Source organism: Pseudomonas sp. NPDC099000, assembly GCF_044759925.1.
In the GTDB taxonomy this organism is placed as follows: domain Bacteria; phylum Pseudomonadota; class Gammaproteobacteria; order Pseudomonadales; family Pseudomonadaceae; genus Aquipseudomonas.
Genome location: NZ_JBIWAF010000008.1, coordinates 15,246 through 39,138, shown reverse-complemented (window position 1 = coordinate 39,138; position 23,893 = coordinate 15,246). Strand labels below are relative to the sequence as shown.

At 57.2% G+C, this 23,893-nt stretch carries 21 protein-coding genes; 13 read left to right on the top strand and 8 right to left on the bottom strand.

Translation table 11 applies throughout. From position 1 onward, the window contains the following. Positions 1-154: 154 nt before the first annotated feature. The 9 genes from ACIQV9_RS12430 (at position 155) to ACIQV9_RS12390 (ending at position 11,156) form a co-directional block, all read left to right on the top strand. The gene (locus ACIQV9_RS12430) at positions 155-670 is read left to right on the top strand and encodes an Hcp family type VI secretion system effector (RefSeq protein WP_033058787.1); all 516 of its coding nucleotides are present in this window, start codon (positions 155-157) and stop codon (positions 668-670) included. A 131-nt stretch (positions 671-801) separates the two neighbouring features. Then, a complete protein-coding gene (tssI, locus tag ACIQV9_RS12425) occupies positions 802-2,844 on the top strand; it encodes a type VI secretion system tip protein TssI/VgrG (protein WP_403101526.1) in 2,043 nt (680 codons plus the stop codon). After that, the gene (locus ACIQV9_RS12420) at positions 2,834-3,574 is read left to right on the top strand and encodes a DUF4123 domain-containing protein (protein WP_403101524.1); all 741 of its coding nucleotides are present in this window, start codon (positions 2,834-2,836) and stop codon (positions 3,572-3,574) included. Before tssI ends, ACIQV9_RS12420 begins: the two co-directional genes overlap by 11 nt. Further along, positions 3,571-8,481: an RHS repeat-associated core domain-containing protein gene (locus ACIQV9_RS12415; RefSeq protein WP_403101522.1), complete on the top strand. Its 4,911-nt coding sequence runs from the start codon at positions 3,571-3,573 to the stop codon at positions 8,479-8,481. Before ACIQV9_RS12420 ends, ACIQV9_RS12415 begins: the two co-directional genes overlap by 4 nt. Next, positions 8,478-8,807: a hypothetical protein gene (locus tag ACIQV9_RS12410; protein ID WP_403101520.1), complete on the top strand. Its 330-nt coding sequence runs from the start codon at positions 8,478-8,480 to the stop codon at positions 8,805-8,807. Before ACIQV9_RS12415 ends, ACIQV9_RS12410 begins: the two co-directional genes overlap by 4 nt. Before the next feature lie 668 nt (positions 8,808-9,475). After that, complete coding sequence (locus tag ACIQV9_RS12405; protein WP_403101518.1) at positions 9,476-9,781, top strand: hypothetical protein; 306 nt, start codon at positions 9,476-9,478, stop codon at positions 9,779-9,781. A gap of 171 nt (positions 9,782-9,952) precedes the next feature. Next, complete coding sequence (locus tag ACIQV9_RS12400) at positions 9,953-10,216, top strand: hypothetical protein (protein ID WP_403101517.1); 264 nt, start codon at positions 9,953-9,955, stop codon at positions 10,214-10,216. 71 nt (positions 10,217-10,287) lie between these two features. Continuing rightward, a complete protein-coding gene (locus tag ACIQV9_RS12395; protein ID WP_403101515.1) occupies positions 10,288-10,563 on the top strand; it encodes a hypothetical protein in 276 nt (91 codons plus the stop codon). Positions 10,564-10,658: 95 nt separating this feature from the next. Continuing rightward, on the top strand, positions 10,659-11,156 hold the full coding sequence (locus ACIQV9_RS12390) for a hypothetical protein (protein WP_403101513.1): 498 nt from the start codon (positions 10,659-10,661) through the stop codon (positions 11,154-11,156). A 99-nt stretch (positions 11,157-11,255) separates the two neighbouring features. Here the strand turns inward: ACIQV9_RS12390 and ACIQV9_RS12385 are convergent, their stop codons facing one another. From ACIQV9_RS12385 to ACIQV9_RS12350, 8 genes are all read right to left on the bottom strand, one after another. After that, positions 11,256-12,071, bottom strand: coding sequence for a VanW family protein (locus tag ACIQV9_RS12385; protein ID WP_403101986.1), 816 nt, complete (start codon positions 12,069-12,071; stop codon positions 11,256-11,258). Between the two features lie 347 nt (positions 12,072-12,418). Further along, complete coding sequence (locus ACIQV9_RS12380; RefSeq protein WP_403101511.1) at positions 12,419-13,003, bottom strand: hypothetical protein; 585 nt, start codon at positions 13,001-13,003, stop codon at positions 12,419-12,421. A gap of 86 nt (positions 13,004-13,089) precedes the next feature. Next, entirely contained in the window at positions 13,090-13,263 is a 174-nt protein-coding gene (locus tag ACIQV9_RS12375; RefSeq protein WP_403101509.1) for a hypothetical protein, read from the bottom strand. A gap of 11 nt (positions 13,264-13,274) precedes the next feature. Further along, on the bottom strand, positions 13,275-13,517 hold the full coding sequence (locus ACIQV9_RS12370; RefSeq protein WP_109632873.1) for a hypothetical protein: 243 nt from the start codon (positions 13,515-13,517) through the stop codon (positions 13,275-13,277). Positions 13,518-13,644: 127 nt separating this feature from the next. Next, positions 13,645-14,700 (bottom strand): lipocalin-like domain-containing protein, encoded by a 1,056-nt coding sequence (locus ACIQV9_RS12365; RefSeq protein ID WP_403101507.1) that lies wholly within the window; start codon positions 14,698-14,700, stop codon positions 13,645-13,647. Beyond that, a complete protein-coding gene (locus ACIQV9_RS12360) occupies positions 14,690-17,161 on the bottom strand; it encodes an FtsX-like permease family protein (protein WP_403101505.1) in 2,472 nt (823 codons plus the stop codon). The genes ACIQV9_RS12365 and ACIQV9_RS12360 overlap by 11 nt, the downstream gene beginning before the upstream one ends. Position 17,162: 1 nt before the next feature. Next, positions 17,163-17,831, bottom strand: coding sequence for an ABC transporter ATP-binding protein (locus ACIQV9_RS12355; RefSeq protein WP_403101503.1), 669 nt, complete (start codon positions 17,829-17,831; stop codon positions 17,163-17,165). Positions 17,832-17,999: 168 nt separating this feature from the next. After that, the gene (locus ACIQV9_RS12350) at positions 18,000-19,697 is read right to left on the bottom strand and encodes a sulfatase-like hydrolase/transferase (protein WP_403101501.1); all 1,698 of its coding nucleotides are present in this window, start codon (positions 19,695-19,697) and stop codon (positions 18,000-18,002) included. Positions 19,698-20,085: 388 nt separating this feature from the next. Between ACIQV9_RS12350 and ACIQV9_RS12345 the strand changes: the two genes are divergently transcribed. From ACIQV9_RS12345 to ACIQV9_RS12330, 4 genes are read left to right on the top strand one after another with little or no spacing between them, the layout of a single operon-like run. Further along, entirely contained in the window at positions 20,086-21,438 is a 1,353-nt protein-coding gene (locus ACIQV9_RS12345; protein ID WP_403101498.1) for a UDP-glucose dehydrogenase family protein, read from the top strand. Then, positions 21,435-22,493 (top strand): NAD-dependent epimerase, encoded by a 1,059-nt coding sequence (locus ACIQV9_RS12340; protein ID WP_403101497.1) that lies wholly within the window; start codon positions 21,435-21,437, stop codon positions 22,491-22,493. Before ACIQV9_RS12345 ends, ACIQV9_RS12340 begins: the two co-directional genes overlap by 4 nt. Beyond that, positions 22,490-23,236, top strand: coding sequence for a sugar transferase (locus ACIQV9_RS12335; protein ID WP_403101495.1), 747 nt, complete (start codon positions 22,490-22,492; stop codon positions 23,234-23,236). Before ACIQV9_RS12340 ends, ACIQV9_RS12335 begins: the two co-directional genes overlap by 4 nt. After that, entirely contained in the window at positions 23,237-23,884 is a 648-nt protein-coding gene (locus ACIQV9_RS12330) for a CpsD/CapB family tyrosine-protein kinase (protein WP_403101493.1), read from the top strand. Positions 23,885-23,893: the final 9 nt, after the last annotated feature.

Genomic DNA, 23,893 nt, shown 5'->3' with positions numbered 1-23,893 from the left:
TAAAAAAAATCTTCACAGCTCTTTAAAACAAGCCTCAACACCTTGATTTACATAGCCTTAACCGTTTCTGGCACGGACCTTGATAACAGTCATGCACCCACCGGGCGATACCGCCTCCCGGGCACTCTCACTTTATTCAGCAAGGAGCACATCCATGGCTACTCCAGCGTACATGTCCGTCACTGGCGAAAAACAAGGTCTGATCACTGCCGGCGCGTTCACCGCCGACTCGGTTGGTAACACCTATCAGGAAGGTCACGAAGACCAGGTCATGGTTCAGGCTTTCAGCCACGACGTGATCATCCCGCGTGACCCACAGTCCGGCCAGCCAACCGGTCAGCGCGTTCACAAGCCAGTTGTGATCACCAAGGTCTACGACAAGGCTTCGCCACTGCTGCAAGCTGCTCTGACCTCCGGCGAGCGCATGAGCGAAATCGTTATCCAGTGGTACCGCACTTCGGCTCAAGGTACCCAAGAGCACTACTACACCACCAAACTGGAAGACGCGATCATCGTCGCCATCAACAACAAAATGCACAACTGCCAGGATCCGTCGAACTCGCACTTCACGCACCTGGAAGAAGTGCAATTCACCTACCGCAAAATCACCTGGACCCACGAAGTATCCGGTACTTCGGGTTCCGATGACTGGCGTCTGCCGGTCGCCTAAGTCAGGCCGACCGTCACAAGCATCGGCCAGCTCTGCTGGTCGATGTTGTTTCCGCCCTTCCAGAATTTCGCGTCCGTTGACCCGGTTTCCGGGTGTCAGCGCATGCCGCAGCACTGCACGAGGAACAAGGGATGTTCGCGCCGGCCAATCAGACTCACTTTGCCCTGACCATCGAAGGTCTTTCCAGCGACTTTCAGGTCTTTTCCCTGCAAGGCCGGGAAGCCATCAGCCAGCCTTTTGTGTTTGAGGTGGAGCTGGTCAGTGAACAGCCGTCCCTGGACCTCGAGACCCTGCTGCACAAACCGGCCTTTTTGCAGCTCTCGCCTGACGGCAGCGGCATCCATGGCCAGATCTATCGCGCCGCCCAGGGTGATTCCGGCAAACGCCTGACCCGCTACGCGGTGACCCTGCGTCCGCAACTGTCCTACCTCGCGCACCGCATCAACCAACGCATCTTCCAGAACCTCACGGTGCCGAAAATCATCGGCATGGTCCTTGAAGAGCACGGCATCCAAAGCAACGCCTATGAATTCAAAGTCGGGGCGATTTATCCCGAGCGTATCTACTGCGTTCAATACGATGAATCGGACCTGCAATTCATCCAGCGCCTGTGCGAGGAAGAAGGTATCCACTACCACTTCCAGCACAGCGCCACGGCCCACAAACTGGTGTTCGGCGATGACCAGACGGTGTTCCCGAAACTCGCGCCCGTGGCCTACCAGCAAGACTCCGGCATGGTCGCCAACGACCCGGTGATCAAGCGCTTCGACCTGCGCCTGGAAACCCGCACCAGCCGCACCACCCGCCGCGACTACGACTTCGAAAAACCACGCATCACCCTCGAAAGCGAAAACCGCGGCGACGCCCTGCCCGACCTCGAAGACTACGACTACCCCGGTCGCTTCATCGACCGCGAGCGCGGAAAACATTTAGCCAAGCGCAACCTGGAACGCCACCGCAGCGACTTCCAACTCGCCGAAGGCAAAAGCGATCAGCCGTTGCTGGTCAGCGGCCACTTCCTGGCCCTGACCCAACACCCTAAAGCCAAATGGAACGACCTGTGGCTGCTGACCGAAGTTCTCCATGAAGGCAAACAGCCGCAAGTGCTTGAGGAGTCGGTCACCAGCGACACGACCAACCTCAAGGGCGATTTCCATCAGGGCTACCGCAACCGCTTTCAAGCCACGCCGTGGGACGTGCCGAACCGCCCGCCGCTGACGCAGAAAAAGCCGCGCATCCTCGGCAGCCAAAGCGCCGTGGTCACCGGGCCCAAGGGTGAAGAGATCCACTGCGACCAGTACGGCCGCGTCAAAGTGCAATTCCACTGGGACCGCGAAGGTCAGGCCGACGACAAGACCAGCTGCTGGCTGCGCGTCTCCTCCGCCTGGGCCGGCGCCCACTACGGCGGCATCGCCATCCCGCGGATCGGCATGGAAGTGCTCGTCACCTTCCTCGAAGGCGACCCCGACCAACCGCTGATCAGCGGCTGCCTGTACCACAAGGAAAACGTCGTCCCCTACCCGCTGCCGGCGAACAAAACCCGCAGCACCTTCAAAACCCTGAGCTCCAAGGGCGGTGGCGGCTTCAACGAACTGCGCATCGAAGACAAAAAAGGCCAGGAACAAATCTTCCTGCACGCCCAGCGCGACTGGGACGAAAACGTCGAACACGACCAGAAAATCCGCGTCGGCAACGAACGCCACGACACCGTCGAGCAAAACAGCTACAGCGAATTCAAGGCTGAGGAACACCACACCGTCTACGCCGACCGCAAAGTCGAGGCCAGGGCGAACGACCACCTGACCGTGGGCGTGAACCAGCACATCAAGATCGGCACCGGGCAGTTCATCGACGCCGGCCAGGAAATCCACTTGAGCAGCGGCATGAAAGTCGTGCTCGAAGCGGGCAGTGAACTGACCCTGATCGGGGGTGGCAGCTTTATCAAGATCGATGCTGGTGGCGTGACCATGAGCGGGCCGGTGATCAACATGAACTCGGGGGGTGGGCCGGGTAGCGGGACGGGGGCTGCGCCGTTGTTGCCGGGGGTGTTGAAACAGGCGGATGCGGATAAGGCGGGGGCGGTGTTGACGCCGGCGCAGATCAATACGTTGAAACGCAATGCGCCGTTTTGTGAAGAGTGCGAGAAGTGTAAGGCAGGTGCTTGTGCGATCTGATCTTTTGACTCCGCAGGCTTGGTTGGCTGAGCAGCCGTTGCAGACCGGTGAACGGTTGTACTTGATCGTCAGCGCCGCCAGCGATGCTGAAGCGCTCAAGGCCTACTACCAGCAAGACATGGCTCCGGAACTGACTCCCATCTGGGGTGGCACGCCTTACGCCGATTGGCAGCCAGTCATGCCCTATCTCGCCGAGCTGAAGCCAAACGCTGGTTTTCTGCAGTGGATTACCGAAACCGAGGCTGAGGATTGGGGGTGGCTGGCGGTGTCTACTAGCACGCCGGACGTGGTGTTTGAACATCTGCGCAGTTTGACCCAGGTGCGTACGCCCGATGGTACCGAGGTGTTTTTCCGGTTCTGGGATGGGCGGCATATTTACCCGATTCTTGAAAGCCTGGGCGCCGGTGCTGGCGAGGTCCTGCCAGTGTTCAACCGATACTTGATCAACGGACAAAGCCTGGAGGTGGGGCCAAGATCCGTTCCTCCAGCAAAAGAATCGCCGTGGTGGGAAGTGCCACAGAAGCTGCTCGATACGCTGGCGGAAAAAGACCACAGTACCGTCGTCGACAACCTGATGCAGTGGCTGGGCGAGGACTGCCCTGAACTGTTCTTTGCCTTCCCCGAAAGTAACTTGCGCCACAAGGTCGAGCGTTTCGTCCGCCAACAACCCAACACAGAAGATATGGCAGAGCGTCTTGCTGCTCAGCTGACAAAGGAAGTCACGTCATGAATACCCCGATTGGTACCTTGGTCCTGCGTGTACTGGACGCCAAAACTCCTGACGTGAACCTGATTCTCAAAGACTTCAAAAACTGCCTGAGCGACTACAAGGAGTGGGCGGACGGTTTCCTCACCGGTTGGGCGCTGGATGTCGACCAGACATTCAAAGTCGGTAATGAAGTCAGCGTCACCAAACGCAAGACAAAAACCGGTGCGGTCGAGACCTACGCAACCTGCCCCTTGGCGGGCGACTTCACGCTGATCCATATGTTCGAATCGGCGCGTTTCGTCCCCATCGGCAACACGCCAGTGAAACTCGAGCCCGTCACCAAAGGCACGCTCTACGACGACGTCACCGGCCCTGTCATTGAAACAACCATCGGCCCCAGCGGCATCAAAGTGATCGATGGCTGCAAGAAAGGCCAGATGTACCGCATCACCTTTTTCCCCAACGTTTCCCAGAGCGACGTCAAAGCGCTCTACGATTCCTATCAGGGCGTAATCGGCAATCTCGAAGGCTGGCTGCAAAGTGAATGGTCGAGCAAGTTCCAGCCACAGTGGGCCAGCTACTCGGCGGCCGACCGCATGGGCCGTTCGGTCATTCTGTTGAAACAAGCTATGGATGGCCTGGAGAAAGCGTTGCTCAGGCTGTGGGACGACATCAAAAGCCTGTTCGAACTGCTCGCACATCCGAAGGAAAATCTCGAAAAGCTGCGTAAATACCTGTCGGATGTCGAGATCGACAAGCTCTATGCCGCCTCCAAGGAGTCCATTGCTTCAGGCCTGTTGATCCTCAGTGATGAACCCCTGATGTTCATCTACGTTTCGGCAATTGTTGCCTGGGTCGGCATGCTGCCGCCGCAGGTCATTGTTGACGTAGTGACGGCGATTGCAGCGGAGTTCCTGATCAACGTGGTGCTGGGCATTTGCCTCACCGGTGGTGCGGGGATCGCTGTGCGGGTTGGCACCAAGGCAATGTCTACCGTCAAGTCCGGTACAGCCATCAAGTACCTTGAAGAACTGGCCGCGAAACTGATGACGTTGAGCGGCAAACACAGTCTTCCGGCACACGCGGAAGTGTCGAAACCGTTGATTGCCAGCGCCAAGAATGTGCCGATGAAGCCGACCAAAACGGCGGCGATTAAAATCGACGAGGCTGCCGCCAACGGGTCTAAAAGCCAGGTACCGAAAACCACCGATACGCCGAAGCAGGAAGTCAAAGATGCTTCTTCGTTTCCGCGTGGCAAGAAAGAAAAACAGACCACCCTCACACCCAAGGAAAAAGTCGACGACGTTTCGACTCCGTCGAAGACGCCTGACGATAAAAGCGCCGCCTGCGCCAAGAAAACCTGCACCAATGGTTGCCCCGTATCGATGGTCACGGGCGAAGAGTTGCTGACCCTGACCGATGGCGAGCTCGGTGGTTTGTTGCCCTTCAGCTGGACGCGACTCTATCGCACCAGCGCCGCAGAAATCGATTGCGGTCTCGGCAACGGCTGGAGCCATGCCTTGGCCCAACGCGTCGACATCCACGACGACGAAGTCCTCTGGACCGACCATGAGAACCGTGTCACCACGTTCCCGCTGCCAAGCGTGCAGCGTCCAGCGATCACCAATAGCCTCTCGGAAGCGGCCATTTTCATCGGTGACGACCCTTCCGAGCTGGTGCTCACACAGGCCGGTGAACGCAAGCAGTTTTACCACTTCCGCTACAACAGCAAGGGCGCCACGCTGATCGCCATCAGCGACGATTACGGAAATCGCCTGCACATCACCCGTGACATCCACGGGCGAATCAAGCGTGTCGATAACGGTGCCGGTCGCGCCCTCCTCGTGCGTTATGACCGCAAGCACATCGTCGCCATCGACTATCAGCAGTTCAGCCCGGCGGACAATCTGGAAGATGCCTGGAGCACCGTTCAGACTCTGGTCACCTATGGCTATGACGCCCAGCAGCGTCTGATCGAAGCCCGAAACGCAGCGGGCGAAGCAGAACGCTACGCCTACAACGATCAAAACGTCATTCTTGAGCGCCAACTGGCCGGTGGCGCGAGTTTCTACTGGGAATGGGAAAAGGAAGGCAAGTCGGCACGCTGCATCCATCACTGGGCAAGCTTCTCGCAAATGGACGCGCACTACGCCTGGGATGACAAGGGCAGCGTCACGGTGACCAACGCCGACGGTAGCGAAGAAATCTACACCCACGATGATCAAGCCCGACTGATCGCCAAGGTTGACCCGGATGGTGCCGAACACCTCAAGGCCTACGACGACAAGGGTCGTCTGATTGCCGAAAAAGATCCACTAGGAGCAGTCACCGAATACCAGTACAACGAAGCCGGGCGACTGGTCGCGGTAATTCCACCGGAAGACGCCCCCACCACTTACGAGTACTACCACGGGTTCGTCCGTGTAGTGAACCGTGGTCCGGCAACCTGGACCTACTGGCGCAACGATCAGGGCGACATCACCGAACAAATCGACCCGGACGGCAACTCGACCCACTACAGCTACAACCGACAGGGCCGTCTGCTGGAGATTCGTCATCCTGATGGCAGTCGCCACCAACTGGGCTGGAACAACCTTGGCCAACTGCTCGAAGAACAGCTGCCCGACGGCGGCCAGCGCAAGTATCGCTACGACGCGTTGGGCCGACAGATCACGCGTCAGGATGAAAGCGGCGCGATCACCCACTATCAATGGGACGCCGCGAACCGCCTCGCGCAAATCACTCTGCCCGGCGGTGCAACCCGTGCGTTCACCTATAACGCTTACGGCAAAGTCACCGCCGAACGCGATGAACTGGGCCGCGTCACCCGCTACGAGTATGCGGATAACCTGCATCTGGTCAGCCGTCGCATCAACCCGGACGGCAGCCAACTGCGTTACCACTACGACAACTCGCGCCTGTTGCTCAGCGAGATCGAAAACGAACGTGGCGAGCACTACCATCTCGATTACTACCCCAACGGCCTGATCCAGCAGGAAACCGGCTTCGACGGTCGCCGCACCGCTTACGAGTACGACCTCAACGGCCAACTGCTGAAGAAAACCGAATTTGGCGACGACGGTAGCGAACTGATTACCGAGTACCAGCGCGACGCCGCTGGGCGCTTGCTGGTAAAAACCCTGGCCGATGGCGAAGAAATTCACTACAGCTACGATGCATTGGGTCGCCTGGTTAACGTCGACGACGGCCACTGGCCTCTCGCCTACGAGTACGATCTGCAAGACCGCCTGATCACCGAACACCAGGGTTGGGGCACCACGCGTTACGAGTACGACAAACTCGGCCAACTGAGCCACTGCCGCCTCCCCGACGGCAGCAAACTCGACTACCGCCACCAATCCGGCGGTCGTCTGAGCAGCATCGACCTCAACGGCTCGCGTCTGACGACTCACCAGTTCAGCGCCGGCCGCGAGCAGCAACGTCAACAAGGCCTGCTGCTCAGCCAATATCAGTACGACGAACAAGGCCGACTGCAAGCCCACACGGTGGGTCAGCAAGATCGCAACCTGTTCCAGCGGCGCTACGCCTACGATGCCAATGGCAACCTTGCGGGCATCGACGACAGCCGCAAAGGCAATCGCAGCTACCACTACGACCCGCTCGACCGACTGATCAACGTCCGCGGCACCACCCCGGAAGCCTTTGCCCACGACCCGGCGGGCAACCTCCTGGGCCAGGGCGACCAGCCAACCGCAAACCTGGCCAACGTCAAAGGCAACCGCCTGCTCATGCAGGGCGACCGCCACTACGACTACGACGCCTACGGCAACCTGGCGCGCGAACGTCAAGGAGCCGGCCAGAAACTCGTCACCGAATACCGCTACGACTGCCAGCACCGCCTGATCGGCGTCAGCCTCCCCGGCGGCAGTAATGCAACCTACAAATACGACGCCTTTGGCCGCCGTATCGCCAAAACCGTCGATGGCCAAACCACGGAATTCCTGTGGCAAGGCGAGCGCCTCATCGCCGAAAGCGCGGACAACCGCTATCGCAGCTATATCTACGAGCCGGGCACCTTCCGCCCCTTGGCGATGCTCGATGGTGAAGGCCCGCTAAAAGCCGAGCCGTTCTACTACCAACTCGACCACCTCGGCACCCCACAGGAACTCACCGACTACAGCGGCCAGATCATGTGGTCGGCTAAATACCGCGCCTACGGCAACCTCGCCACCCTCGACATTGCTGAAATCGACAACCCACTACGCTTCCAGGGTCAGTACTTCGATGGGGAAACGGGCTTACATTACAACCGGCATCGCTACTACAATCCGGGCACTGGACGGTATCTGACACCGGATCCAATCAAGCTTGCGGGTGGGTTGAACAACTACCAGTATGTGCCTAACCCTACGGGGTGGGTGGATCCGTTGGGGTTGAATAACTGCCCTGGCGCAGATGGTTGTAAACCCGATAGGGCAATAGAAACCCCAGAAGCACAGGCCAAGGTAGACCAGGGTGATCCGGGCATACCAACCGCAAAAGTTCTTCAAGCAAGACAACGCCAAGCTCAGATGTTAGAAGACAATGTTGGGTACAACATTAGCCCAATAGCGTGGGATAAATACCCAAGCATCGGAAGAGACGGATCCTTTATTTCTGACAAAAAAGGCATCAGCGATCTGATTGGAGATTTCTCAGCAAATGGAAAAATGACACTGAGCAAAGACAAAATTCTCAATTTAGAAGCCGCATTTGGACTAGAAAAAGGAAGCCTTCAAAATGGTTTCAAAATCAGAAAAATTGATGGAATCCAAGAACGCTCGCCTAGAAGCCCACTTGCAGGTAATGAAAAATTTGAAGGCCCAGGAAATCATCTACCGGGAGGGGCGCCAGAGATGGTGATCGATTCTATCCCTACTACCGATGCGCCTGGTGTGTCTACCATGACAGAGATTTTACTGAAATGATTACAATCCATGCTTATGTCACAAAATCCGACAGCGATTTTGTTAGAGTTAAGATTCTAGACGCAAAAACCAAAGAAAAACTTATCGATATTGGCTTCACAAACGATATCGATCTTAACGAATATAAAATCAACACACCAACCGATGAAAAAAAATCCGACGTATTTAACAAACTTAGAGAACTTGATTTTTATTTTTCTGATGGTAGAGAGTGGTGTCCTGCAGAAGTATTTGAGTATTTAAGAGACAAGGGACTTTTAAAAGGAACTTTTAAGATGATTAGCTGGACTAGCCCTGACAAATACATTATCACAGTCGACAAATGAACCGCAAAAATGCAAACAAAAACAAACAGACGGGAAGCCCAAGATAAAAGCGAAAAGATTTATTTTCGTGAAAGAAAATAAATTCTTCCACTTTTGAGAGGATGACTGGGGAAAAACCCAATGAAAACCATGTTCGAGACTGCCCTAGATCAACATGAAATCTCCGAATTCTTCAAAGGAAATGGTATCTATTTTGCTTGAGGATCCGACTGGGGTGATCATCTACATGTAAGCAACTGGGCAGAAATATGCAATGTACTTAAAACCCAGAAAGCCACACGAAACTTACTGACGCCTATATTTGAAGAGTACGCAAGATACCTCAATGAAAATTACGAAGATGCTGAAGGTCTACTTTCGAATATAACAGCCTATTACATAATAAAAACAAGGCATCCATTTCTATCCGACGACAACTACGACCTGATCAAAAGCATCGACAACAAAAGCAAAGAACATATAGGCCGCCTATTTAGACTCCTAAGAAAAGAGCACGATATAAAAACCAAATAGTTACAAATGCTTTCATTCGAACAACGGCTTCAAAAACTAAAAATAAACGGCTGCCCCATTGAACTTGAAAGTCTTTGAATGGCAGAAATCCGCCATTTTTTTTAGATTAGCCCACTTTTAAGTTGGAACCAATCTTATGACTGGAAACATCCACAGTGATCAGCAATTTTGAAAAAGCATTAGACAGAGATGAATTCCCAGACTACTTCAGAGGATCCGGCATCTATTTCACAAGAGATCCTGACTGGGGTAATCAACTACACATCATCAACTGGCAGGGGCTTTGCGGCTTTCTCAAGACACAAAAAAATCCCGTCTCTATTCTAAAAACCGCGTTTGAAAAATACGTAACTACCGTAACAAACAGTCTAGAGGACGCAAACGACCTTCTCGAAAATAAGGGTGCTATTACTATATGCGAAAAAAGGCCCCAGTCTTATCTGAAAATGGTTTTGACCTAATTCTGAATATGCCTAGCAATGAAAAACAAATAATATCTAAACACATGAAATTCCTGCATCAAGAAATAAGTAAAACGACGGACATACAGGACATCGAACTCTACAACAGTCGACTATCAAAGCTTATTCATGATGGCGGCCCTTGCGATATAGAAAGTCTTTAGAGATAAAATGAAATTCTATGACACGCTAACAAACATTTCCGAACGTTTCTCTATTGGTATAGAACTGGAAACTGAAAGGCTCTATGTCTCGATACCCGTCAGTAATCGCCTGGTGGATTACGAAGAGTATTATCAGATAGATAGAGTTGCTTATGATCTCTATATGTCTAATCCAACTGCAGCTTTAGATTTTGTTAAGCTCTGCAGGAACCGGGAAGTCGATAACCTGCTCATCTTTGCGCCTGGCACAGATCGTGGAGAGACTACATAAGTTCTGAATAACTCAAAAAAAGCCCCATAACCCACGTCTAAAATGGTTTCACACATGACAGGAGCCTTCCGATGCCTTTTGCGGATCTGCAAAATGCGGTTAAGTTTGCCGGGTTCACCGTAATCGGGTTCTCGGACCAGCGAGCATTTTTCGGCTGTTGGTCGTTGACTGTCGAAGGCCATGGAACAACCTACCTGATCGTCAATGAAGGACGCGATGGTTGGATGATTTGTTATCGCGCTAGTGCGGAGGGAACACTTACAGAGCTGGACAAGAAAGAATCGGCTTGGATGGACGATACCGACAAGGCAGCCCAATGTCTGACTTGGCTCTCTGACTTTCCATAACCCACAAAACGCCAAGATCCCAAAAAATCAGAAAAAGTTAGACAGTCGCCACTCGCCGAACATCCACCCTATAAATCAAACAATCAGGATCTCTCATGAATAAACACCAGATCAGTCTTTCAAACGGCTGGATTGCAGAATTCGAGAATCAGGGTGAATTCCGCATGTCAGCTGAAGGCTGGAATTTGATTTTGCAAGGACCTGATCAGCAAAGCATCCAATACTTCAAAGATAAGATCATTGTCGTTAACGATGACGATGGTGCTCAGGCGAAATCATGTATTCGCCTCTCTAACGATGGCGTTTACGGCTATTTGAACACTGGGCTGGATCAAGGCTGGGTGATTGATTTCGCGCGAGGCATGATCGCTCCGCACAGGGTAAGCATCTCCCGCAGCCATGATGGATACGATGAAAGTATCTCAATATACGAACAACCTGCCTTCAAACGTGCACGCGAATATATAAGTGTGAAAGGCAAGTACATTTACCTGACCTTCCCCCTCACTAAAGATGAAGATTTCCCTAAGGTATGGGAAGAATATCTGCACATTCGGAAACGGCAACTGGACGAGCTTTACTTCAGGAATTGATCAGGGAGTACTGGCTCAATCCTATCGACCCGTGCTTCGGAAATCGCCAAAGCTCTGTTTACGTCCAAAAAACGGGCAATTTCAAGATCACCCGTTTCTTCATACATTCACGACCAACTCCTCTACCCCATACTTAACAACCACCCGATTCCTATAAAGCCGCTCATTCTCCAACACCTCACTCCCCTGCCCCTTACTCCTGACCTCCCGCCAAATCTCGTTCTCCCGAAACACCCGCCCACCCTCGCGCAAAAATCGATGCCCAACCTGATAAACGTGATACCGAACCTCCCGCACCCGATCACACAACAACTCCCCCTCCAACTGCTGCTCGCCCACCTTCAACTTCAACTGAAAATGCCGATCCGTCGGGTTATGCAGCACCAAATCAACGTAGTTATAAAAAATCGCAGCGCCTGAACCGAACGGCAAAACCCGCCCTTCATCAGGAAACGGATCAAAGCTGTGGTTCGAGCGCTCAGCCACCACCAGGGGCGAGTGAATGGCCATCCAGTGGATCAGGTTGCTCAGTTGGCAGATGCCGCCGCCGATGCCGCTGCGTGCTTCACCAAATGACAGTTCCATGCCTTCGACGTAACCGCGTTTTCGGGTCGGTCGGCCGACCAGGCGGCAGAAGGAAAAGTATTCACCCGGCGCGATGACTATGCCGTTTATCGATGACACGGCCAGTTTGAGGTTGATGACTTTGTTGTGTTGCAGCGCAATATCGGAGTTGCCGAGTTTACGAATCAGCTTGGAGGTGTGTTTGAGGTAGCGAAAGGGTAAGCGGGATTCGGCGTCGATCGAAACGGCGTATTGCCGACTGGAGAAGCGCCAGGCTATTTGCCGAAACAGTCTTTTTTGCCACACGCGCAGCCAGTAGAGGGCCGGGTGATAAAGGGAGAGTGGTTTCATCCGTGTCAGAACGGCAGGGGCCGTTTTCATCCTTGATCTGAATGCCGCGCATCTTAACGTATTGCTGCAGGTGCGTATCGCACTCGGGAGGTGTTCGCCCAGTGTAATGGCCTCGGCAATCCATGCACTGGTAAAGAGCCTTGACACTGGGCGAACGGGAAGTATTTTAATGGAAGTCGGGAAAGTTGTCCGTATACATAATCATGAAATTTATCGATACAACATTAATTAAATGTCACTTCAAATATTACTTGTACGACAACAAGAACTCACCAGTTAGACCATTAAAACTGATTGTTCTTATACAAAAAAATTGTACAAGAACAATCAATATATAGAGTTAATACTCAGCTTCCGTGTTTGCTGGTCACTGTCAGGATGTCGGTGTAGGTCACGACGACACTCTGTCCAACTTTCAGGTCTTTCAATTTTGCTTGAACTTCGGGTCTTACGACGTCAATGGTCTTGGACTGGCCGGCGGGATTTTCGAAGGTCACCTGGTTTTTCTTCGTGTCGATTTTGGTGATTTTCAACTGGACCTGCACCTGACGGTAGGCTTCGCCGCCCGGGTTGTCGCTGCCTGGGGCGGCACGGACCTCGCCGGTGCGCTCGACAGTGCCCGGCAGGCCTTTGTCGACATCAGTGTCGAGGTAGGCAGCGACGGCGCTGGTGACCTTGACGTCGACTTGATCACCGACCTTCAGGTTGTCGAGGTTTTTGGCCTTTTCGGTCAGTTGCACATGAACCTGGCGACCTTCCGGCCCTTCCAGGACGACCCGGTGATTAGCCGCATCGACCGAGACGACTTTGGTGGTGACCTGATCCGCCTCCACAACGGCAGACAGCGGAATGTCCGCTGCCATGGCGCCAAGGCTGGTGGCAGACAGCAAGGTAGCGAGGGTGATGGCTTTGGTCAGTGCATGCAGTTTCATAGGCGGTACTTTCCCTGTGATGAATGGCAGCAGACGGCTCTGGCCCGAGGGTCAGCGCCGACTGTGCAATTCAGCTTAGACGCAGTTCAGGGAGTTTTTGCAGTTTCTTGCGCGGTGGATTCGCCGCTTTGCGTGCCCTTGCCGCTTTCCTTGCGTCGGGTCGGATCGGTGGGACGCAGGGCGTCGTTGTCGCGCTCGACTTCGCCGGGTGGTCGCGGTTCGTCAGGGTGTTCAGCGGTATCGGGGGTTTGGGGCTTCATGGTAGTTCTCCTCAGGCTTCGGGATCATCGACTTCTTGTGCGACGTTCACCGCGGGCGAGTCTTTGTGGGATTGTTCGGCCTTGGCTTTCAGCGCCTGCCACTGCTCCAGGTCAATGGCGCCCTGCCCCAGCAAGTCGTCGGCCACCCGCAGCAGTTCGCTGTAATGGGCGTCGGGGGATTGCTGCCAGTAGGCCTTGTCTTCAAACAGGCGCTGCCAGGCATCGAGGTCGGGTGGTTTGAGGTCTTCGCTCATGAGTGAGCTCCTGCGATGCGTTCAAACGGTAGAGGCTTGCGCAACGGCTGGAGTTCCGGGGGATTTGATGGGGAGCAAGATCAAGAGATCGCAGCCTCGTTTCACTCGACAGCTGCTACAGGGGGGGTTAGTAGCCGGTCATTTCGAGGTAGCCGGTGCCGCCGTTGAATTGGACGGGACCTTCCCAGTAAGGAATGCGCAAATCCATCCAGGCATTGGGGTTAAGCGCGCTGATGGAGATGTCGAGGTGTTTGGCGGGGATCTTGATCGACCAGCGCACCGGCATTTCACGGCCGGCGACTTTGGCGGTGTCCTGCGGTGTGAGGCTGATGTCGGAGGCATGCAATGACTGAGTCTGGCCTTGGGCATCGATCCAGGTGCCGGTGAGGTAAGGCGCACCGTCCTTTTGCCGCATGCGGTACAGCATGACCTGTTCGCCGCTGTCCAGGTGCAGCGAAAACCAGTCCCAACCGGTTTGATTGGCGGTCAGCGGCTGGCTGCTCCATTCCCGATCGAGCCATGCCGGACCGCTGACCTGATACGTCTTGCCATCGATTTCCAGCGCACCATTGGCCTGAAAAAACGGTTGGCTGTAGTAATACGACGCCTGCCCTTGTTCGGATTTCTGACTGAAACCCTTGTCGCCCTGAAGCACCAGCGGACGGTTGGACGTCAGCCGCAGTTGGTAGCTGAACCCCTTGTCCCGCGCGCTGAGTTGCAGATCCGCCAAGGCATCGGCGCCCTGGCTGCTGAAGCGCCAATCGTCGATCCAGGCAGTGAACGGCGCAAGACTCACACCCGCCTGACCCACGCCGCCACGGGCGTAGCGTTCGGCCGCGTGATGGGCGGTTGCCGACGTCACGGCGGCGTGCCCCAGCCAGATGGTCTGATTGCCCCAACCTGGTTGCTCAGGAACAGCTTTCAACGCGCTGCGAAACAACGTCCATTGCACGCCAAACTCGCGGCCCTGATCGTCCTTGAGATTGGCGGTGACGTACCACCATTCGATGCGAAAGCCATCGTGAGGACCGTGGTCTGCCGGGAAGCTGAATTCCCGACCGGGCACTACGGGTGTGAATACGGAGGCGTCACCACCCAGACCTGCGAAGCCCTTCTCGTCAGGCGCCGAGTTGTCGCAGCCGCTCAACAAAACCAATAGCAACAAGCCGACCTTAATCCTCATGCGCAAACGTCCTCAGCAGGTCCGCCGGTTGCGTGCGGTACAGCGAATACAGCGGCCACGCCGACGCCAGCAAGGTCGCGAGCAACGCCAGCCCCATCAATTGCAACAGCTGCAGTGGAAACACCCGCAACGGCAATCGCCAGCCAAATGCCTGCACGTTGATCACCGCGTCCAGGCACCACGCCAACGCAATCCCCAACGGCAACGCCAGCACCAGTGTCAGCACCGCCAGCAGCCAGGTTTGCCCGAGGTTGAGCAGCATCAATTGCCGCCGCGTGACGCCCAGCGCCCACAGCGGCGCAAGTTGGCCGAGACGGCTCTGGCTCTGGGTCAGCAGGCTGATGAACAACGCCACGCCGGCGACGGCCAGGGTCAGGCTGTTGAGCGCGGCGGTGGCGGCGAAGGTGCGTTCGAAGACTTGCGTGGACCAGCCCTTGAGCCGCGCCTGATCGACAATGCGGCTGTCGTCCAGGGTGAAGCGTGCTTGCAGCGTTTTGAGGAATGGCGCAATCAACGCTGGCTCGATGCGCAGGTTGAAACGATTGGGCGTGAGCTGCGGCCACCCGCGAAGCAGATGGTTGGCGCTCACCAGAAGATGGCCCTTGGGATTGCCGTAGTCGGCGTAGATCCCGACGATTCGTGGCGACCATGGACCGCCCGGCGTGGGGATGGTCAGGTGATCACCGAGCCGCACCTTCAAGCGCCGGGCCAGTTGTTCGCTGAGCATCAGCGCATCGTCCTTGGCCAGGCGATCCCAGGGGTTGTCGCCCAAGGCTTCCAGCAGCGGCCAATGCTGGCGATAGGTCGGGTGATCGATCACGCCGAAGATATCCGCCGGCCAGCCTTGTAGCTGGATCGACACCTGCCAGTTGGGCAGCACGGCTGTCAGTGAAGGTTGCTGTTTGAGCCAAGTGTGCAGCTCTCGGGACTGCGCCGGGTTTTGCGGATTGACGTAGAGCTCGGCGGTCAGGCGTTGTTCGAGCCAGTCACTGAAGGTCTGGCGAAAACCGGCGGTCATGCTGCCGGCGCCGATGTTCGCCGCCAGTGCCAACAACAGCGCCATCAGCGCCAGGCTCAACGCCGGCAGTTGCTGACGGCAATCGGCGAGAAACCATTGGCCGAGCACCGAATGACTGCGGCTCAACGCCAGGTTCAAGACCAGATTCAGCACCACCGGCAAGGCCAGTGCGGCGCCGATCAACAGCGCCGCCATCAGCACAAAACCACTGGCCAGGCTGTCACCCCAGAAAAACGCGATGAGCGCGATGACCGCGGCCAGTGCCGCGACCCAACCCTGACGCCGTAACCAGCGCGCGTGCGCCTGATGCCAGGCTTGCGGATCGGCCAGGGCCAGCAACGGCAGGCGCGCCGCCCGCAACAGACTGTTGGCACCGGCCAGCAACGCGCCGAGCAGGCTCAGGCCCACCCCGCTGAACCACCACCACGGACTGAGGCTCAACTGCCCCGCCACTTCGGCACCGTACAAACCGCGCAGACTGGCGGCGACGTCCGGCAGCAGTACGCTGGCCAGCAAATAGCCGCTGGCGACGCCGGCAATGCCGCCAATCAGCGCCAGTGCTCCGAGTTCAACCGCCAGACACGTGATCAGCATTCGCGCGCTGACCCCGCAGGCGCGCAGGGTTCTGAGCAAACCTCGACGTTGCTCCAGCGCCAGCCCGATCGCGGCGTGAACGATGAACAGGCCGACCACGAAGGACAGAAAGCCCAAGGCATCGAGGTTCAAATGGAAGCTTTCAGTCAGCCGCGAGAGATTGTTTTCTTCATCGCTGGTTTTGAGCTGCAACTGGCCTTTGTATTGATCGGGCAGTGCCGCGCTGAAATCCTTGGGCAGCAGCAGGCGCGACAGCTGCTCCGGCAGGCCGAGAATCTGCTGGGCGAAGCCGATGTCCACCAGCAACATGCCGGGGGCCATGTCGGTTTGAACGTGCAGCGGTGGCAGAATCTCGCCATTTGCGCTCACTGGCCGTTCACCTTCGTGCAGACCCAACGCCTGCAAAGTCTGCGGCGAAATCCAGGTGCGGCCCGGCGGGGTGAAAAACTCGACAATCTGCTCGATCGCCAAGGATCGCCCCGCCACCGCCGAGCCGGCCGGCAACGACACCGGTTCGATGCCCATCAGCTGCAAACGTTGGTCCTCATGGCCCTTGAGTGTCACCCGCCCTTGCAGCACGGGCGATACCGGCCAGCCCGCGCGACGCAGGTCGACAAACAATTGCTGGGAGAAAGTCGCGCCACTGGGAGCAATGAGGCTGGCTTGCGGTTCGCCGCCGATCAACTGACTGGCTCGAGCATAGCTGTCACGCGCCTGGCTGTTCAGCGCTTCTACGCCGGTCAGCAAACTGGTGGCGAGCCAGAGTCCGGTCAGTACACTGAAAAATTGCACCGGGTGCTGCCACCAATGGCTGAGCAGCGCCCGCAGCGTTTCGCGAAAGACGCGCACCTCAGTGCTCGTCCGCGCCAGCCAGACGGCCGCGGTGCAGCACCACTTTTTCCGCCAGCCGTGCGGCAACCCGATGACTATGCGTAACCATCAACAAGGTGGTCGGACTGTCGTCGAGCAATTCCAGTAGCAACTTCAATACTTCATCGCTGGTGGCTTCATCGAGGCTGCCGGTGGGCTCGTCGGCCAGCAACAATTTCGGCTTCGACGCCAGGGCGCGGCCCAAGGCAACTCGCTGTTGTTGCCCACCGGAGAGCTGCTCCGGATAACGCCGCAGCAAATCACTCAAGCCCAGTCGCTGCACCAGATGCGCCTGCCAGCGCGGATCATGCCGCCCGGCCAGGCGCGCCTGAAACGCCAGATTGTCCTCGACCCGCAAGCTGCCGATCAGGTTGAATTGCTGGAACACCAGGCCGATTTCAGTCCGCCGCCAGTTCGCCAGTTGCCCTTCGCTCATCTGGTCCAGCCGATGTCCGCCGCTTTGAATGCTGCCGCGATCGACCTTGTCCAGCCCGGCGATCAAGTGCAGCAAGGTGCTCTTGCCACTGCCCGACTCGCCCATCAGCGCCAGGCTGCTGCCGGGTTTCAATGTCAGGTCGACACCTTGCAGCACCGGCAGCGGACCTTGCGCAGTGGCGTAGCTTTTGAAGACGCCTTGGACCTGAAGCATGGGGGGAGGCTCGCTGAAGTCAGTGCGCCTAGGATAGCGGACGGTAGCGGCACCGCGTTATCGTTCTTCGCGGGCAAGCCTCGCTCCTACAAAGGTTTTGTGAACACCGCAAACCACTGTAGGAGCGAGGCTTGCCCGCGAAGAGGCCGGATCAGGCAACCCAAAACCTCACTGCCCCACCGCAACATTTGTAGGCGCCTGCGAAGGCGTCACAATGTTCTTCAGATCAATATACTTCCACTCAGGCTTGGCCCCCAGCCGCGCATTGAACCGATAGTTGAACGTAAAGTCGTCCGCGGTCGGCACGCTCAACGGCTTGCCATACACCGACTCGATCCCCGCCAGGTCATACCCCATCAACTGCAACAGCGTCGGGAAGATGTTGTAGTGACTCGAGCGATCCTTGTTCCCGGCCAGCGCCTTCTGCCAATCCAGTGTGCGCAACTGATCCCCTTGAATCACCACCAGCGGCACCAGGCCCTCCTCCTCTACCGGGTCACCGCCACAGTGCAAATTCAACCCGGGATTGCCCCGCTCATGCAGGTCCTGCCCATGGTCCGAGGTGTAGATCAGCAGCGCATTGCTCATGTCTGCCTGGGCAAACACCCGTGAGAAAAACTCCCCGACGTTCCACAGCAAGGTGTTCTTGTAGGCATTGCGGTACAGCACCCAATCATCCGGCTCGCCGTTGAAACCATCCCGCTTGCCGGTGTCCGCGATCTCGACAAACTGGCCACGAGGCAAGGTCGGACGATACGCCATGAACGCATCCGGGTATTTGTCGTGCACCGGGAAATGCGCGCCCACCTTATTGATTACCACCAGCTCGGGCTTGCCGTCATTGAGCAGCTCGATCAGCTTCGCCGCAGCCGCCATGTCGCGATCGCGCACGCTGGTCTGGTCGAATTGCACAAACTCGTCGATGTCCTTTTTCTCGGCTTCGTTCATCAGGTTCTGCAAGTTGCCGGCGGTGCGCTGGGCATCGATGTAGACGGTGCGCAGGCCGGCCTTTTTCGCGTACTGCCAGATCGACGGCATCGTGCTGTTGATGCGCATGTAGTCGGCGCGGGTGCCGCCGTAGCGCAGGGTGATGTTGGTGTCGGCGCTGCAATTGGCAATGGACGCGGCGTAACCGTAGTTGAAGATCGCGACGCCCGGGCGCGGTTCCTTGAGGTTGCTGTGCACGCCGAACGGCGCGTTGATGTCCAGGTAGTTGCCGGAAATGCTTTCGTCGATGATCAGCACGATGTCGTGCCCCGGCAGTGTGTCGTTGCGCGCCAGTCTCACGGGCTCGCGCGGGCCGACAGTGTTGTGCAGGGCTTCATAGGTGAACAGGTTCAGATAGGCCAGCGGCGTGTACATGATCGGCAGGCCACGGGCGCCCTCGCCCGCTCGCACGAACAATACCGCACTGAGCAGCAGCACTGCGAGCACCGGCGCCGCCACCAGCAACGCACCAGGCAGCGGCATTCGCCGGCGCGGCTTGAGTCCGATGCCAAACAGCAGCAACAAGCCGCTGACCACCCCACTGATGATCGCGTCGCGGTACTGGTAAGCCGCTTCCTGGATGAACCCGCCGGAATACACCAGCGACACGAAGCTGCTGTAGGTCAGGTAGTCGGCCGTGACGCGGGTATAGACATCGAAAAACACCGCCGACACAAACATCGTCAGGGCGAACACATGGCGAATCAGGGTCTGGCGAATGTACGCGGTCATGAAAAGCGCCACGGTCAGCGCGATAAACATCCCGCCAAACAGCAGCACCGGGAAACCCATTCCCATTGCGCTCAGGCGTTCCAGGTAATAGTCGTAATTCTTGATTAAGTAGAGAACTAAGAGCAGTTCTTTGAGGTATCGAATCATAGTATTTCCGATGCTCGCGGCCGTCCGTTGGCCAATAGATTGTCGGCCATTTTTTGACACTAGCACCGGGCCATTAAAGCGCAAGAAATGTCGGTTTTTTCGACAAAGCGTCAAAAAAACGTTGACTCAAATCTGACACACCTGATCGGCTGTAACCCTTGTGTTTCAAGCCCTACGACCGTTTATCGTTTTCTTCTAAAAGTAAAAAACCCGTCAAAACCGCGGCAAATCCAGCAGTGGCAAGCACTTGATGGCAAATCGCCCCAAAAATGGGGCTGTTATAGCCACTTAACATGTCATTTTGCTGACACGTTTTCCCAACGCTGGGCTATACCCCTTTTGACAGTCTTATTTAAGTTCTTTCAACCGTCTTACGAGGCACGCCAATATGGACGTGAGCGTATTTGGTACGGGCTACGTCGGCCTGATACAAGCAGCGGCACTGGCCGATGTCGGACATCGTGTCTTATGTGTCGACATTGATCCGAACAAGATCAAGCAACTGCAACAGGCCGTGCCGCCGATCAGCGAACCGGGGTTATCCGGCACGCTGGAAGAGAACATCAAGGCCGGCCGTTTGCTGTTCACGACCCAGGCCAGCGATGCGGTCGAACACGCCGAGCTGATTTTCATCGCCGTCGGCACGCCCGCCGATGAAGACGGTTCGGCCGACCTCAGTCACGTACTGAATGTGGCCCGCCAGATCGCCAGTTTCATGGAGGCCGATCGCACCCTGATCATCAAGTCCACTGTCCCGGTCGGCACTGCGGACCAGGTGGCCGCCACCGCCAACGAAGAACTGCTTCGCCGCGACAAGAGCGCCCTGAATGTGCGGGTAGTCTCCAACCCCGAATTTCTCAAGGAAGGCAGCGCCCTCGCCGATTGCATGCGCCCGGACCGGATCATCGTCGGCACCGACGACGATGAAGCCCGCGGCCAGCTGAGCGAGCTCTACGCGCCGTTCTGCCGCAACCGTGAAAAGATCATGTTCATGGACAACCGCAGCGCCGAGCTGACCAAGTACGCGGCCAACGCGATGCTCGCCACGCGCATCAGTTTCATGAACGAACTGGCCAACCTCACCGAGCTGCTGGGGGCCGACATCGAAGCGGTGCGCAAAGGCATCGGTTCGGACCCGCGCATCGGCTATCACTTCATCTACCCGGGTTGCGGTTTTGGTGGCTCGTGTTTCCCCAAGGATCTGCGCGCCCTGCTGCACACCGCCGAACACAACGGCATGCCATTGCGTCTGCTGCGCAGCGTCACCGACGTCAACGACAGCCAGCGCCACATCCTGTTCGGCAAACTGAAAGCGCAATTCCCCAACGGCCTGGCCGGAAAATCCATCGCGATCTGGGGCCTGGCGTTCAAGCCCAACACCGATGACATGCGCGAAGCCCCCAGCCGTTACCTGATGGAAGCGCTATGGGCCGAAGGCGCGAGCGTGCAGGCCTATGACCCGGAGGCCATGTCCGAATGCCGACGCATTTACGGCTACCGCAATAACTTGCACCTGTGCGCCACCCGCGACGACACGCTGGAGGACGCCGACGCCTTGGTGATCTGCACCGAGTGGAAGAACTTCCGCGTGGTCGACTTCGACCTGCTGGCGAGCAAGTTGCGTTCGCGGGTGATCGTCGACGGTCGCAACCTCTACAACCCGGAACAAGTGGCGGCGGCCGGTTTGCACTACAGCGGCATCGGCCTGCGGCACATCGTTCCCGAGGCGCCGCGGCCATGAAAATTCTCGTCACCGGAGCGGCCGGGTTCATTGGTGCCCATTGCGTGTTACGGCTGATCCGTGACGGGCACCACGTGTTCGGCCTCGACAATTTCAACGATTACTACGACCCGCAACTCAAACACGACCGCGTGGATTGGGTGCAGGAGCAGGTTGGCGCTTTCCAGCTCGCAACGGTTGACCTGGCCGATGGTCCGGCCATCGAGGCCCTGTTTGTCCGTGAACAACCCGAGGTGGTGATTCACCTCGCGGCCCAGGCCGGGGTGCGTTACTCCCTGGAAAACCCACGGGCTTACCTCGACAGCAATTTGAGCGGGTTCCTCAACATCCTCGAAAGCTGCCGCAATCACCCGGTCAAGCATCTGATCTACGCCTCGTCCAGTTCGGTCTACGGCGCCAACCAGCACACGCCTTATTCGGTAAAGGACGGCGTCAACCATCCGCTGTCGCTGTACGCCGCGACCAAGAAAGCCAACGAGCTGATGGCCCACAGCTACAGCCACCTGTTCGGCATTCCCTGCACCGGCCTGCGTTTTTTCACCGTGTACGGGCCTTGGGGTCGGCCGGACATGTCGCCGATCCAGTTTGCCCGGGCGATTGCCGAAGGGCAGCCACTGAAGTTGTTCAACTACGGCGAGCACCAGCGCGATTTCACCTACATCGACGACATCATCGAAAGCATCGCGCGCCTGATCGACCGTCCACCGCAAGCCAACGCCGAATGGGACCGTGAACAACCGGACCCGGCCAGCAGCATGGCGCCGTGGCGGATTTTCAACATCGGCGGACAACACCCGGTGGAGCTCAAGGATTACCTGGCACTGCTGGAAAAACACCTGGGACAAAAAGCTTTGGTTGAACTGTTGCCCCTGCAACCGGGCGACGTGCTCAACACCTGCGCCGATGCCAGTGACCTGGCTCGGGCAACCGGATTTCAGCCTGGTATCGAGCTGGATGAGGGACTCGGGCGCTTCATCGCCTGGTTCCGTAATTACTACCGACTGCCTATCGCCCACGCGCCGCTAGCGGCTGAACTTCAGCGGAGGATTCTATGACTGGACATGAAAAAACGGTGCCCTTGCAACAGATGCGCCGAGACAAACGCCTGGACCCGGAACACCGAATGCGCCTCGATACCGCGATTCATATGCAGGGTCGCGGCTGGATGACCGGCCGTGACGGCGGTCGCCCCTGGACGTTGTCACGCACCAATCGCGTTGTCGCCTGCTTCGGTGCGCTGGTGATTCTGGTGCTGATCTCGCCCATCCTGCTGGGCCTGGCACTGGCGATCAAATTCAGCAGCCCGGGACCGGTGATGTTCGTGCAGAAACGCACGGGCTATCGCGGTCGCAAGTTCGGCATGTACAAGTTCCGCACCATGGTGGCCAACGCCGAGGAGCTCAAGGAGTCCTTGCGTCACCTGAACAAGCACGGAGCCGACGCGATCGATTTCAAGATCGACAAGGACCCGCGCATCACCGGCATCGGTGGTTTCCTGCGGCGCAGCAGCCTGGATGAGCTGCCGAACCTGATCAATGTGGTGACGGGCGACATGCGCCTGGTGGGCCCGCGGCCGACCTCGTTCAACGCCTACCGCTACAAGGACAATCACCTTGCACGCCTGAGCATCTACCCCGGCATGACCGGCCTGTGGCAGATCTCCGGGCGCAGCAATATCGACTTCGACCAGCGCGTTGAGTTGGACCTCAGCTATATCGCCGAGCAGAGCCTGTTGCTTGATCTGAAGATCCTGTTGAAAACCCCCTTCAAAGTGTTCAGCGGCCACGGAGCGAGTTAAATGGACGGTTCATCAGCCAAAAGTCTAAGCATTGCCAACCCGAGCGAGTCCAACCTGACGTCGACCGTGCTCGATCAAGATCTGCGGATCCTATTCCTGACCGCCGCCAACCCCGGCGCTGGCACCACCACCAGTGCCCTGGCGCTGGCCAGCCAACTGGCGCAAATGAGCAGCGGCGAGGTGCTGCTGGTCGATGCCAGCCAGTCGTCGACCAACCTCACGCAGCAGCTGGGGCTGACCAAGGAGCGCGGTTTTCGCGACCTGCTGTTCAACACCCAGAGCCCGCCACTGCTGCAGGACTGCGTGGTGAATGTCTCCAGCCTGCCCTTCCACATCCTGCCCAACGGCCGGTATGTGCGTGGCACCGAGCACCTGACCCCTGAACGCCTGGGCCTGTTGCTCGATCAGCTCGGCAGTCAGTATCGCTTTGTGGTGATCGACGGCGACGCGGTGTATTCCGCCGCCGACACCATGATCATCAGCACCCAGGTGGACGGCGTGATCATGGTCGTGCGCTCCGAAGACACACGCTGGGAAGTGGCGCAGGCGGCGGTTCAGCGCCTGACCCAGGCCGGCGCGAAACTGGTCGGCAGCGTGTTCAACCGGCGCAAGTACTACATGCCGAAATGGCTGTACAAAAACCTGTAAGCAATCGCC